The organism is Bacteroides sp. An19 (assembly GCF_002160215.1).
In the GTDB taxonomy this organism is placed as follows: domain Bacteria; phylum Bacteroidota; class Bacteroidia; order Bacteroidales; family Bacteroidaceae; genus Phocaeicola; species Phocaeicola intestinalis.
This window is the reverse complement of record NZ_NFKD01000007.1, coordinates 24,785-38,468: the sequence shown is the minus strand read 5'-3', so window position 1 is coordinate 38,468 and position 13,684 is coordinate 24,785. Positions and strand designations below refer to the sequence as shown.

The window sequence follows — 13,684 nt, the reverse complement described above, 5'->3', positions numbered from 1 at the left end:
TCGCCATTATAAATATTAAAATCTTTCTCATACTTATCTTAATTCTATATTAAATCTATCTGAAATCTGACTACGGATGTTCTCCTGAATTTGATTTATTTCATCGTTCAGCAAGGTTCTGTCATTAGAGCGATAAATTATTCGATATGCCAAAGATACCTTGTATTGTTTTTGAAAGCGGTCGATTACGCTGACACTTTCTATCAAATCACCGCCTAGTTCGCGAACAATCTCGCAAAAATCATTGTGCTCAATCCATAAACCTTCTTGATTTTCGACAAAACCATTCACCCAAAAAGAAATATCTCTTTGCACGAACGGATACTTCGAGTAAACTTTCTGACCACTTCGTCAAGATTGTCAAAAATTTCATACCCTTTAAAGTATTGTTGTATATGTTTTTTAAACATACAAATCGGATGATTGGGATTATTATGAAGTTTCCACTTCCTTTTTTCTTCGATGGATTTTGTAATGTTATTCTTTCCCATAATATAAACTACTATAAATTATTGTTCTATTTCGTTTGCAAAGGTCAGGATATTTTTCTTTGTAAACTCTATCAAATATACCAAACGAACTATCAATTTGATAAATCCATTTGCGATTCACGCTAGAAAGCACTATATTTGCAAGCAAACAAGTAGTCTATGACACGAATAGCAAACCTCACAGAAATACGTTTCAACAAGGCAGAATGTGGCGTGAACTTTCTCATTAATACAGGAACTGGGATGGAACATCTACAGTATTATACCTCAGATAAAGAATATATAACCGATTTCTTCGAGTTTATCTTTTTCGAGGAAGAAGGCGGACACGTGTGGATAGAACATAAGTGTTACGATGTGATGCCTAACAGTATCGTTTTTCTTTCGCCTTACCAACGACATAGATGGCAACTGGAAACAGATGTTAATTTTTTTCGATTTCTAATTTTCCAAGAAGATTTCCTACACAACTTTCTTGCGGACAAATACTTTACTTATAGGTTACTTTATTGTTACCCAAATGACACTCCTCCTTTTCTTATTGTTTCCCAAGAGGATATGCAACGATATATTATGTTTCTCAAAGAAATCAAACAGGAATTACGACGTACCATTAGTGACAGTGAGCAAATACTGCGCTCGTTACTTTTTTACTTGTTATTACAAATTAATCGCTCGTATGCTACTACCTACGGCTTGCCTACATGCAAAGTACGAAACAACTATGCTTATCAGTTCAGGCAATTGTTAGAGAAACATATCCACACGAAACACAGAGTAAATGACTATGCGGAATTAATCGGTATCACACGTATTACGCTGAACAAAGCTGTAAAGGAACAATTCGGAACAACCGCTACGGAAATGCTTCGGAAACGCCTACTATTAGAAGTGAAAAATGAACTGCTCGATACTACAGGTACAGCATCCGAAATAGCCTATCGCTTGAACTTTCCCGAACCGAATCATCTGATGCGTTTCTTCAAACAAATGACAGGACAGACTATTAGTGAATTTCTAGCTGAAGTAAATAAAAAAAATAATAATTATAGTTCGTCGTTATAAATGCCAAAAACAATCTCGAATGTTCACATTCGTTGGATAGGCATCATCATTAAATAACGAAACCTATAATCAGTTCGAATAATCATTTTCATGGGCATACTTACCGCTTGATATGTAGTAAAATTATGTTTAATCCTATTTCCTTTCTATTTCTCTTATCGAAATGATAGAATACTACAATAAATTGGTAGAGTCTACTTCTTGTAATGCACGTACCTTTGCAACAAAATAAATTAAAAGAAATATTTGCAATGGTTTCAAAAGAAAAGATTGAATTACTAAAACAGAAAATAGATGAGGCAGATGCCATCGTGGTGGGCGGAGCATCGGGAATGTCCGCCGCTTCGGGGTTCGTGTTCTATTATCAGGATGACGAGGTTTACAGGAAGTTGGCGGGAGGATTGGCAAAGAAATATGACATCCATAATTATTTCGACTTGTTTTATGACCGCCGTCTTAGTCGCGGAGAGCTTTGGGCTGCCATGTTGCGTGCCACCCGTTATGTCTATGAGTGCTACACCGGCGAAACGTACACGGACCTGGCAAGACTTCTTCAAGGGAAGAATTATTATATTGCCACGACCAATCAGGATGCACAGTTTTTCCGAACGTTTCCGGACGAAAGGATTACCCGGATACAAGGAGACAACCGTTACTGGCAATGCAGCCGTCCGTGCCACGACGAGATATATTATAATAAGGAAAAGGTATTTGAGTTAAGCGACAAGATTGTGGGCGACGCCCTGCCCGACGAGTTGATACCTCGTTGCCCGCATTGCGGCAAGGAGTTAGCTCCGTGGGTGCGTGGCTACACTTTCCTTGAAGGCGAATATTACCAGCGCGAGATGAAGCGGTATCTCGATTTCCTGCGTGCCAACGCCCGCCGCAAGGTGCTGTTCCTCGAACTCGGTGTAGGCATGATGACCCCGATGTTCATCAAGGAACCATTCATGAACATGACTTACCAGTTCCCGCACGCCTTCTATGCCACTATCAATCCGCAGCACGCCATCATCCCGAAAGAGATTGTAAAGAAGAGCCTTGCCATTGGCGACGACATCGCTATCACGCTGAAACAACTGCTCGGCGAATCCATAGCCGGAATGAAAGGATTCAATCCCAAAGAAGCGTTTACCCCGTCAAGAGTATATTAATAAGGAAACAGAGAAATACAAGCATGATGAAAATAGAAAGATTCCAAGAAGAGGATATGAATGTCGTCAAGCCTTTGGCGAAACAAGCGTGGCATACGTTTTATGACGGATTTTCGGAAGATTATCTTCTGTGTATAGCAGAGTGCATCGTCCGGCATAATTTCACCGATGCCGATTTGTCGCTTAAGATATCTGATGAAGAGGGAGTGAAAGGGCTGATATTCGGTACGCGGAAAGGGAAAATTGTAGATTTGTCCGATTGGGTGAAGAAACAAAGTGAAAACCTGTCGCCTATCGAAAAGGACCTGCTGGAAACGCTCTGTGAATACATGGACGAAGCCGACCGGAACACGCTTGCCCGAATGTCGGACGAAGATGTGAAACTGTCCCTGTTTGTCAGTACAAGAAAAGGATGCGGCAGGGAGTTGCTGAATGCCATCACGGAAGAGTTCCGCAAACACAGGTTTCGGAAAATGTTCCTTTGGACGGATACCTCCTGCGACCATGACTATTACCCAACCCATGGGTTCACATTGGCGACAACATACCGTGACCGACATTATTCGACGGAGGAAAAAGACTATATGACTTACATTTATTGGAAACCGATTTTATAAAATTCTACAAGATGAATAAGATAGAACAAGCCGCCCAAGCCATCAAGGATGCCGATGCCTTGCTCATCGGGGCAAGCAACGGATTGTCCATCGCCGAAGGCTATCATATTTTCGCCGACAACGAGATGTTCTGCCGCCAGTTCGGTGACTTCCAGCAGAAATACGGCATACGCAGTGTCATCGAAGGATGTTTTTATCACTACCCGAACGAGAAGGACCGTCAGGAGTTCCTGAACCGTCTGGTGCAGTATTGGGTAACAGACTACCGTCCCTCGCAAGTGATGAAAGACCTGCTTGCCATAGTCGGTGATAAGGACTACTTCATTCTCACCTCCAATGCCGACACGCATTTGGAATTGTCCGGTTTTGCGCCCGATAAGGTGTTCGAGGTAGAAGGCACTTTCGAGGACTTGCTGCATAACCGCCCGATGCAAGACAAAAGTCAAGAAGCCAATGCTTTCCTCAGCCGTTATCACGGCAAACGGCTTGTTATCATTGAACTGGGCATAGGCAGCCGCAACCGTTTGATAAAGCTTCCGTTGATGCAACTGGCTGCACGTGAACCGCAAGCCACATATATTACGCTGAACCTCGCGCAGGAATTGTATATTCCCGATGAAATAGCAAATAAATCTATCGGGTTGGCAGGAGATATTGCCGATACACTTCGGAATTTAAAGGAGGAATTGGCATGACAACACCTCGTTATATCATTGACAATCTGCCCGCACAGGTCAAAATTCCGTATCTTCATTGGACGGAATACATGGAGAGCAACTTGTCCTTCAATTTGGCAAATTCGGAAATTCATACGAAAGGCCACTCCGAAAGAGTGCTGCTTTATGCTTTACTGATAGGCGAAAGGATGGCGGAAAACACGAAAACAGACCTTTGCGTATTGGCACATACCGCCATATTCCATGACACCCGTCGTTTGGACGATGGACTGGATACAGGGCATGGGGCACGGGCGGCATCCTATTACATGAAGTATTGTGAGATAAACACTGATATTGCATTCTTGAAACCAGCTTCATTGGTTATGAAATATCACGACAGGGATGACGAAACAGGCATCAAAGCCATCGCTCAATCAATTCCGAATGAAGCGGAACGAACCATCCGTTTGTACCGGATATTTAAGGATGCCGATGCGCTCGACCGCTTCCGCCTTGGTGCGAATGGCCTGGACACACGCTTTCTCCGCCATCAGGAGGCTGTGCAGTTAGTGGATTTCGCAAGAGATTTGGTAAGACAAACCGTTTAGATTCAACAAAAGGAAGATGAAACGCTTGCTATTAATTATAGACCCTCAAATTGACTTCATAAACGGCACGCTGCCGGTTCCGGAGGCAATTTCAAAAATGGAAGGATTGGCCGCATATATCAAACGGACAGACGGGGAATATGCGGCAAAAGCAATTACGATGGATTGGCATCCATACAATCATTGCTCATTCAGAGAGAATGGCGGGGAGTGGCCGATGCATTGCGTACAGAATACAACAGGTGCGGCAATCTGTTCGGTATTGGTGGAACCGCTCTATACAACACACGGTGAAGTGATAATTCTGCGGAAAGGTGTTTGCAAGGATTCGGAAGAATACTGAGACCTTGTCCATGCATTTGGATAACCTGATAGATGGCTTGCATATCGACCGGATAGACTTGTGCGGAATAGCCGGGGATGTATGCGTGCTTGATACACTAAAAGACGGTATCAAGAGGTATGGGACATCCATATTCCATGTCTTGCAGGAATTCTGTCCATCTTTGGACGGTGGAGAGGTCTTGGGCATAAGTATTAAAAAACTATTGCCATGAAACAAATCATCAGACATTTTACGGATGACGATTTGTATAAGTTCACCATGTGCTGTGCCGTCATCGACAACTACCCAAGAGCACAGGTTAAATACACGTTTACCGACAGAGACAATACTGAATACCCAATTGGCTTTGCCCAAGCTTTGGAAGAACAGATAATGATGTTGGAATCTGTAACCATCACTGACGAGGAAATAGATTTCATGAAACGCAAATGTAAATATATCCCAGAATGGTTTTACACCTATCTTAAAGGATACCGTTTTGACCATGAATGGGTTAAGATACGTCAAGACGAAAACGGACACTTGTGTGTGGACATTGAAGGCTGTTGGTCAAATACCATCTTACTGGAAGTAAAAGTCCTTGCCATTATTTCAGAACTTTATTACATTATGACCAAAAAGGACAGCCGCTTTGACTATCAAGCCTATTATGACAAATCTTACGAGAAAGGGAAGCAATTGTTGAAAGCTGGGTGTGTATTTAGCGACTTCGGTACACGACGTAGAGCTTCTTTTGAAGCGCAGAATGTTGTTATACATGCTATAAAAACGTGCAGTAATGACAATAATTGGAAGGGACAATTTGTTGGAACTAGTAATGTTTATTTGGCAATGAAGCATGATTTGTTACCAGTCGGTACAATGGCTCATGAATTTGTATGCGCTATCGGTGGAATGTATGGTCCGCAAATGGCAAATCATATTGCCATGAATTCTTGGCGGAATACTTTTCGTGGAGCGTTGGGCACTTATCTGTATGATAGTTTCGGTTGGGATATTTTCAGTATGAACTTCTCTGAGGATTTTGCCAACCTGTTCAAAGGATTGCGGATAGACAGCGGTGACAATTATGAGCAACTGATGAAAATCGTTGAGAAATACCGTTCGCTGGGCATTGATCCCAAAACAAAACAAGTCGTATTCAGCAATGCACTTGATGTTTCAAACGCAATCCAAATCCAGCAATATGCCAAAAATTATTGCTTGCCTTCATTCGGAATAGGCACTCATTTTACCAATGACTTTGCCGGAGTTAAGCCTCTTAATATCGTCATAAAACTGGTTGCCGCAAAGATTACGGAATCATGGGCTTTCTACAATGAAACCTGTAAAATAAGTGAAGATAAGGGTAAGCATACGGGAAACCCCGAAGTAGTAAAACGCTTCATGGAAGCCTTACATATAAAATGATTATGGGACCTTATCGCAAACATCTTTCAGGAGATATGGCTTTCAGGTCATTTATCCCGACACCGCTTTCAGAAATACGCATAGTCCATACAGATAGGCTGGATAAGTTGATAATGGAATTAGAGGATGCCATGCGCAGGTTGAGCACCTATGCAGCACAATTATCCGATGAACAAGTCCTGCAATTCATGAGGCAGGAAGCTGAATCTTCCTGCAAATTAGCGTCGGGTGAACAACCTGTTTCATTTGCATTGGGTATGGATGATGAATCAATGGAGGATGCGGCAAATCTTCTTAAAGCCACCCTTTATGCCCTTGAAGCGATGGATGAACTGCCGTTAAGTGCCCGACTATTGAAAAATGCCCATTATCTGATATGTAAAAGTGAAAGATATGCCAAGAAATATCCGGGCGAGTTCCGCAATTCTCCTATCTGGATAGGCAGAAAAGGAAGCGGACTGAATGATGCGCTGTTCGTCCCCCCTGTCTATGAAGATATGACCAATGCTTTTTCCGACCTTGAACGCTATATCCATTATGAAGAATCGGAGAATGTGTTTGTTCGCGCAGCCTTGATACACTACCAATTCGAGATGATTCATCCGTTTATTGACGGAAACGGCAGAGTTGGACGGTTGTTGAACACGCTCTTTTTAATTAGGCAGGATGCAGTTGGAAAGCCCATCTTGCAGTTGTCAGATGTGCTAAATCAACATAGTTTTCAATATTACATGGAGCTGCAACGCTTGAATGAAACGGGGAACTATGAACAATGGATAGATTTCTTTCTTCGTATTTTGAAAAATGCAATTCTTAGAATTGTCAGATAGGATGATTTATTTTACAAATTATCTGACAACATTCAAATGTGTTGGCACATAACGCCTAACATCTTGTAAGAAAGAGACTGACAACGAAATATTGTTTTTATTCGTTATCAGCTCTTTTACATATCAATTTACAACTTCACGCCACGGTATTCTTTCTGTTCGGTATGTCCCGGCCTGCCTATTATTATATGGCTGCGGATGTAATCATTATTGTCATTATCCGGCTTCGGCACGTTCTCCGCTTTCGGCACCGCCTGACTGCCGCCCTGTTCCTGCCCGTGTTCAGGTATTTCCTCATGTTTCGGAGCCAGCTCTAACTGTATCTTGCGGTCGAGGGCGGCAAGGTCGGACTTCAGTTGTTTCAACTCGTCTTCTTTCTTCCATGTCTTGCCCGCTATCACCTGCAACTGAGGTATCTCGCGCTCCAACGCTTCGTTCTTTTCCTCGTATTGCTTGATGATGGCGGGGATGCGCTCCAACGCATTGAGGAAGTTCACGGCGGCGGCATGGGTGTCCGCCATCGCCAGATGGCCGTTGTTGTAGCTGTACTTGTAGTTCCCCTCGACAAAGAAACGGTTGTCGGTGAACTCCAACCCATCGCTGAGTGCCCGTTCGCTGACGACCTTGACGGGAAAGCCATAGAGTTCGCCGATGCGTTGGGGGACTCCACCCGTCGTGGCGTTCTTGGCTATCTCCTGCAACCGCTTGCCGATGGCCTTCTCGTCGGTGGTGTCCACCCCGTCAATCCGTATCAGGTTGAGCCGGTTGCCGTCCGTTCCGGTCTGTGCTGCGGCGGTGAACTTCTCCCAATCCTCCGTCATGGCGGCAATGACCGCCCGGTTGTTCTTGAGCGTCGAGGTCTTGCTCTCCAGTTTCAGTTCCGAGTCGCGCTTGCCCCTATGGAACGACTTGCGTTCGCCCTCTAATGAGGCTATCTTCTTTTCGAGCTTTGCCTTGTCCAACAGGTCCGTGTTGCCGGAGAGTATCGCCATGTATTCCGAGAAATTCATGCCCGACTTCTCGTCCATCGCCCCCTCGTCGATGGTTCGTGCGCCCATCGCGCCGCTTTTCAGCTGCGAGATGAACGTCTGCTTGCAGTGCAGCAGGTTGAACTTGTAGCTGTCCAGCGACTTCTCCACGGCGTAGATAATCACATCCACCTTGTTATCCGCATAGAGCTTGGCAATCTCGTTGCCTTTCCGTACTGCCCGTCCGTCACGCTGGGCGAGGTCGGACGGGCGCCACGGCGTGTCGAGGTGATGGATGGCAACAGCCCTCCTTTGGGCGTTCACACCCGTGCCGAGCATACTCGTCGAACCGAACAACACACGCACATGCCCCTCGTTCATCGCCTCTATCACCGCCTTCCGTGCCTTCTCGTTCTTGCACTCCTGAATGAAGCGGATTTCATGGGCGGGGATGCCGTAGTCCTCCACCAGTTTGCGCTTGATTTCGGTGTACACGCTCCAGCCACCTCCGGGCTGATACGTGCCCAAATCCGAAAAGACGAACTGCGTGCCTTTTTGCGCGTCGTACTTGCGGTAATACTCCGCTATCATCTTGGCGCAATGGCTCGCCTTGTTGTCGGGGTGGTCCTCGTAGTTCGGGTCAATCATGCGCATGTCCAATGCCATTTTCCGTGCATAGTCCGTGGCGATGAGCATCTTCGCCTTTTCCTCCGTTTCCGAGAGCGGCGGTCTGCCCAATATCGTCGCGTCGCCCGACTTGGCGAACTGCATCAGCTTTTCGATAAACACCTCTTGGTCCGGGGTGGGCGGTATGTGGTGCAGTATCTCGTTCTTCTTCGGACGGTCCACGCCAATGTCCTCCGCCGTGCGGTAGTCGGTTATCTCGTTGTAGAACGCCGCCAGCTCCGGCACCTTGATGAAGTAGCGGAAGCGTTCCTTCTGCACGATGTTGTTCGTCACGTTGAACTCGAAGTCCGTCGTCTTCTTGGCGAATATCGCCGCCCATGCGTCGAAGCAGCGGATGTCCTGTTTCTCCAGCGCCTTCGGGCGCAGGTATTTGAACAGCAGGTATAACTCCGTAAGGCTGTTGGAAATGGTAGTCCCAGACAAAAACGTCGCCCCCAAATCCCTGCCCGTCCGTTCCTGTATGGTGCGGATGGCGAACAGCAGGTTCAGTGCCTTCTGGCTTCCCTCGGAGTTGCCCAGCCCCGCCACACGGTCATGGCGCGTGTTGAACGTCAGGTTCTTGAACTGGTGGCTCTCATCGACAAAGAGGTGGTCGATGCCCATCTGCTTGAAGTCCACCACATCGTCCGTGCGTGACTGGATGGCGTGTTCCACCTTTTCGAGCTTCGCCTGAAGGTTGATTTTTCTTTTCTCCAGCCCCCTCAGCATGGCACGTGACACATCCTTACCCTGATTGCGTAGCACTTCGAGGTTTTCCTCCACCGAGTCCAGCTCTTCCTGCAAGATGCGCTGCTGCAACTCCGGCGACTGCGGTATCTTCCCGAACTGGTCGTGCGACATGATGACACAATCCCAGTCGTTGTTCTTGATGTCGTTGAAGAAACGCACCCGGTTGGCAGCGGCGAAGTCCTTCTCCGACGCATAGAGGATGCGGGCGTTGGGATATGCCCTGCGGTATGTTTCGGCAATCTCGCGCACGTTGGCTTTCAGACCGATAATCATCGGCTTGTGAACCAGTCCCAGACGCTTCATCTCATAGGATGCGACACACATTATCAGCGTCTTGCCGCCGCCCACTTCCTGGTCGGCGATACCCCCACCATTCATTTTCAGCATCCATACGCAATCCTTCTGGCTTACGTACAGGTCCTTGATACCGAGACCTTTCAGGTCCAAGTCCGGGAACTTCTGGTGCGAGCCGTCGTACTTCGGGCGCACGAAGCAGTTGAACTTGTTGTTGTACATGTCCGTCAGCCGCTTCTTGAACTCCGGAGACTGTTCCTCCAGCCATTCAGTAAAGCCGTTACGGATTTCGTCAATCTTCGCATTGGCGAGCTGTATGCCCTCGCTGTCGCGCACCTTGATGTCATTGCCGTGCTCGTCCTTGCCGATGCTTTTCATCATGTCCGGGCAGGTGTTGTGCAGGGCGTGTTTCAGCAGGTTCATGCCGTCGTAGTGGCGGTAATAGCCTTTCACCAGAAACTCGTCCGTGATTTTCATCGTCTTGTGGCTGCACGCCACCGCATACTCGTCGATGTTTTCCGAATAGGTTATCCGCACCTCCGTGTCGAACAGGCGGCTCATGTAGGCGGAATACACCCCGGTAGGTATCCACCGTTCCCCGAAGTTGAAGTCCAAGTCCTCGAAGGGGATTTGTTCGGGTACTGCATCGCGTAACGCTGACAAAGCCTCCTGCGCCTGCGGCAGCATCCCATGCCCTTCATTTTCCTTTATCCAGTCTTCCACGTCGGCGGTCTTCTGCACCACGTTCCCGGCGATGAAGCGGTCGGCTATCTCGTAACCGTCCGCCAGCGGGTTGTAGAACACCCGTCCCTTCAACGCTTCCAAGATGTCCGCTTGCGGCAGGTCGCAGAGTGATTCCATGTAGGGCAGGTTCACGCCGCCGTACAGGTTCAGCGAGGCGGACAGGGCTTCTTCGGGCGACTCCACTTTGGCAAGCGTTTCCTGCGAAAAGGAAACGGGATGGTCGAAGATGTCCGCCTTGACGAACTTCCCGTCCTCACCGCGCTCCAGCGAGAGCATGTTGCGCCCCGAAGCGTCCATCAGGATGAGCTTGGCGTTGTGCTTGGCGTTCAGGTTGCCGTAGCGCATGACAAACTCGTCATAGTAGGTGTTCAGGTTGCGGCGCAGCAGGGCGTTCTCCTCGTGGTTTTCCGCTTCGTGGGCGTAGAGCCGTTCATAGGTGTTGCGCAGGTCGATGTACAGTTGTGCCTTCTGCGCCTGCATCCCCTCCATGTCGAGCGGCTGGAAGGTCGCCCCGTACTTGGTGACATCCTTCAGCACCCCGATTTGGAAGCGGACGCCGCCGGTATATTCCCATACCAACGAGCCTTCTTTTAGGTGCGCTTCCATGATGCCCTTGAACGGACGGGGCATCATCGCTTCCTCCTTCCTGCGCTGCCGCTCTTCCGGTGTCAGGGCTGCTTCCTCCTCGCGCATCTCCCTTTCCACACGCTCAATCCGTCTTCTTCCCTCTGCCTCAAAGCCGTTCTCTACCGGATAGAACGGACGTATGGACTGCGGTCGGGCTGTATCCGCTTGCTTGGCGGCGTTGGCATCCATCTTTTCCTTTCCCATCCGGCGCAGTTCGGCACGCCTTTCGGGTGTGAGTGACATCATCGTTTCATAGAAGCCGTTGATGGGCGGGTTGGTTTCCCAGTCCAGACTGCGGTAAACGGCATCCTCCGGGTCACCGTCTTCGGGTGGAGCGGTAGCACCTTCGGTCTTTCCGTGCATGGGTACTGGCTCTTCGTGCCGTCTTTTCGGTATTCCGTTCGCCCCTTGACGGATGATTTCCTCCATCTCCCGTACCTCTTCGGGGCTGATGGCAGGAGCCGTTTCCGCACTTCTGCCTCTTGCCGCTTCATTTTCTTTTTCCGCCGTTACCCCCTGCCCGTCAGCAGGCATCGGGAACAATGACGGTTGCACCGGCTTCCGGCGTTTGGACTTGGCTCCTTTCTTCCTCTCCGGTTTCAGTCCCCGTTCCGCCAATCTGCGCTCTTCCTGCGTGTAGCCGAACAGGTCATACAAGTCCATTACAGGAGCTTCGTGCTGTTTCGTTTCCACGACCTGCGGTGCGGATTTTACCGCTTCTGCATTTGGCTGTACCGTTTTTTCTTCTATTTCCACCTTCGGCTGTTGTACTTCCTGAACTTGCGGCTGGACGGAAATCGTCTGTGTTTCACGCTTTTCAGCCTTGACGCCATTGTAGCGTTCCAAGTCCAGCCGTGCCGACAGGTCCGCCGACAATATCCGGTACAAGTCCGTGGCGATGCCCTCCACGCCGCCGCTGTGCGTATATACCATAGCCGGCTTGCCGTATGGGTCGGTATCCCTTTTCGCGTCGGTGTGGATGATGTATTCCGGGTGGTCAAAAAAATACCCGTTGGTGGAAATTCCCGTATGGTTGTTCTTTACGACATCGCCCAACCTCTTGTCCTCTTCGGAAAGCTCTTCCTTGCCCTCGTTCTTTTGCAGGATAATCAGGTCGCACCCCACCTCCGTGTTGGCATCTTCCGTGAACAGGTTGTTCGGCAGGCGGATGGCGGACACCAGATCCGCCTTTCTCATCATCATGTAGCGTGTGCCGCCGTTGCCCTCCGTATCCAGCACGCCCTGCGAGGTGATGAATGCCACGATACCGCCGTCACGCACCGTGTCCAGTCCTTTCAGAAAGAAATAGGTATGCACCTTCCTTGCCGCTATCTTTTTGAATACCGAGCCATTGGTGTATTCCGGGTCGAACACCGCTATATCCCCGAAAGGGATGTTGGAGATGGCAAGGTCAAAATGGTTCAGAAACGGCTTTTCTATCTTCTCGAAGCCTTCCGTGCGTATCTTCTGTTGCGGGTACAGGTGTCCGAGCATCTTGCCCGTCAGCAGGTCTTTCTCGAAAGCCATGACCTCCGCCTGCGGGTTGTCCGACAGTACCGGGGCGATGAATACCCCCATGCCCGCCGACGGCTCCAGCACGAGCTTCGGGCGCACCTTCTTGTCGTGGAGCACGTCCGCTATGGTGTCCGTGATGGCTTTCGGCGTGTAGAACGCCGTCAGCACCGAGGCCTTCAGCGAGTCCACATACCGCTTGTACTCCGTTTCGTCCCGGCTGTTCTCACGGATGATACGGTGCAGCTCCACCGTCGGGGCGAACAGTTCGAGGTCGGATTTCGCCCAATGCACGGCATCTGCCAGTTCCTTTGCCGGGTTAAGGATGCACTTCAGCCCTCCGAAGCCGCAGTACCGCTCCAGCAGCGCACGTTCCCTTTCCGTCGGGGTGCGCCGTTCCCGGTCAAGCGTGAACGCCGTGCGTACCGCCTCGATGTTGTCCCTCAGTTTCTGTTTTCTATTGAACGCCATAGGACTCCAGATAAAGCATGACGGTTCCTACCAGCTCCGTGTAGAGCAGGTCATGCGCGGGTGACAGGGCGAAGGTGTCATCCGACGTGTCGTAACCGGCAAACAGGTTGTTCAGGTGGGGGTAGAGCCTGCGGCAGAACGGTTCACGCTCCTGTTCCGCCACCTCGTCGGCAAACTCCCTCTCCACGACCTCCGTCAGCAGGGCGTAGGGAGAGAAGTGCAGCTCTTCGAGCAGCACGCGCATGGCTTCCTCGTGGGCGTCCTCCACCGTGCCGCCCGCCAGCCTTTCCTTCTCGAAAGTGGCGGTGGCGGCTTCTTCGCGTCCGGCAATGAAACCGGTATCCGATGCTTTGTCGGGATGGTATTTTCTCAGGTAGTCCAGTAGGTACAGCCCGTAATAGGACAGTTCCGCCGGAACGGTTTTCTTGTTCTGTTTCATCTTTTTATGGATTTAGTGGTGAAAAAATCGGAT

11 protein-coding genes and 1 pseudogene are annotated in these 13,684 nt (G+C 48.9%); 9 read left to right on the top strand and 3 right to left on the bottom strand.

The genetic code is table 11. The features are described from left to right. Nucleotides 1-33: 33 nt before the first annotated feature. Nucleotides 34-318, bottom strand: a pseudogene (locus B5F25_RS04680) (hypothetical protein); the annotation flags it as partial. Between the two features lie 332 nt (nucleotides 319-650). On the opposite strand from B5F25_RS04680, the gene B5F25_RS04670 reads away from it, so the two are divergent. The 9 genes from B5F25_RS04670 to B5F25_RS04635 all read left to right on the top strand — a co-directional run bounded on the left by B5F25_RS04670 (nucleotide 651) and on the right by B5F25_RS04635 (nucleotide 7,180). After that, nucleotides 651-1,556 carry an AraC family transcriptional regulator gene (locus B5F25_RS04670; RefSeq protein ID WP_087247943.1) on the top strand — a complete coding sequence of 302 codons (906 nt, stop codon included), beginning with the start codon at nucleotides 651-653 and terminating at the stop codon, nucleotides 1,554-1,556. 251 nt (nucleotides 1,557-1,807) lie between these two features. Next, nucleotides 1,808-2,710, top strand: coding sequence for an NAD-dependent protein deacetylase (locus B5F25_RS04665; protein WP_087247941.1), 903 nt, complete (start codon nucleotides 1,808-1,810; stop codon nucleotides 2,708-2,710). Nucleotides 2,711-2,733: 23 nt separating this feature from the next. After that, entirely contained in the window at nucleotides 2,734-3,327 is a 594-nt protein-coding gene (locus B5F25_RS04660; protein ID WP_239414071.1) for a hypothetical protein, read from the top strand. Nucleotides 3,328-3,338: 11 nt separating this feature from the next. Then, the gene (locus B5F25_RS04655; RefSeq protein WP_087248049.1) at nucleotides 3,339-4,022 is read left to right on the top strand and encodes a hypothetical protein; all 684 of its coding nucleotides are present in this window, start codon (nucleotides 3,339-3,341) and stop codon (nucleotides 4,020-4,022) included. Continuing rightward, a complete protein-coding gene (locus tag B5F25_RS04650) occupies nucleotides 4,019-4,594 on the top strand; it encodes a hypothetical protein (RefSeq protein ID WP_087247940.1) in 576 nt (191 codons plus the stop codon). Before B5F25_RS04655 ends, B5F25_RS04650 begins: the two co-directional genes overlap by 4 nt. 16 nt (nucleotides 4,595-4,610) lie before the next feature. Next, a complete protein-coding gene (locus B5F25_RS22385) occupies nucleotides 4,611-4,937 on the top strand; it encodes a hypothetical protein (protein WP_239414072.1) in 327 nt (108 codons plus the stop codon). A 10-nt stretch (nucleotides 4,938-4,947) separates the two neighbouring features. After that, entirely contained in the window at nucleotides 4,948-5,151 is a 204-nt protein-coding gene (locus tag B5F25_RS22380; RefSeq protein WP_239414073.1) for a hypothetical protein, read from the top strand. Then, nucleotides 5,148-6,350 carry a nicotinate phosphoribosyltransferase gene (pncB, locus tag B5F25_RS04640; protein ID WP_087247939.1) on the top strand — a complete coding sequence of 401 codons (1,203 nt, stop codon included), beginning with the start codon at nucleotides 5,148-5,150 and terminating at the stop codon, nucleotides 6,348-6,350. The genes B5F25_RS22380 and pncB overlap by 4 nt, the downstream gene beginning before the upstream one ends. Before the next feature lie 2 nt (nucleotides 6,351-6,352). Then, entirely contained in the window at nucleotides 6,353-7,180 is an 828-nt protein-coding gene (locus B5F25_RS04635) for a Fic family protein (protein ID WP_239414074.1), read from the top strand. 128 nt (nucleotides 7,181-7,308) lie between these two features. On the opposite strand, the gene B5F25_RS04630 is transcribed toward B5F25_RS04635, so the two are convergent. Both B5F25_RS04630 and B5F25_RS04625 read right to left on the bottom strand, forming a co-directional pair. Continuing rightward, nucleotides 7,309-13,212, bottom strand: coding sequence for an N-6 DNA methylase (locus tag B5F25_RS04630; RefSeq protein ID WP_087247935.1), 5,904 nt, complete (start codon nucleotides 13,210-13,212; stop codon nucleotides 7,309-7,311). After that, nucleotides 13,199-13,651 carry a DUF1896 family protein gene (locus B5F25_RS04625; protein WP_087247933.1) on the bottom strand — a complete coding sequence of 151 codons (453 nt, stop codon included), beginning with the start codon at nucleotides 13,649-13,651 and terminating at the stop codon, nucleotides 13,199-13,201. Before B5F25_RS04625 ends, B5F25_RS04630 begins: the two co-directional genes overlap by 14 nt. Between the last annotated feature and the right edge of the window lie 33 nt (nucleotides 13,652-13,684).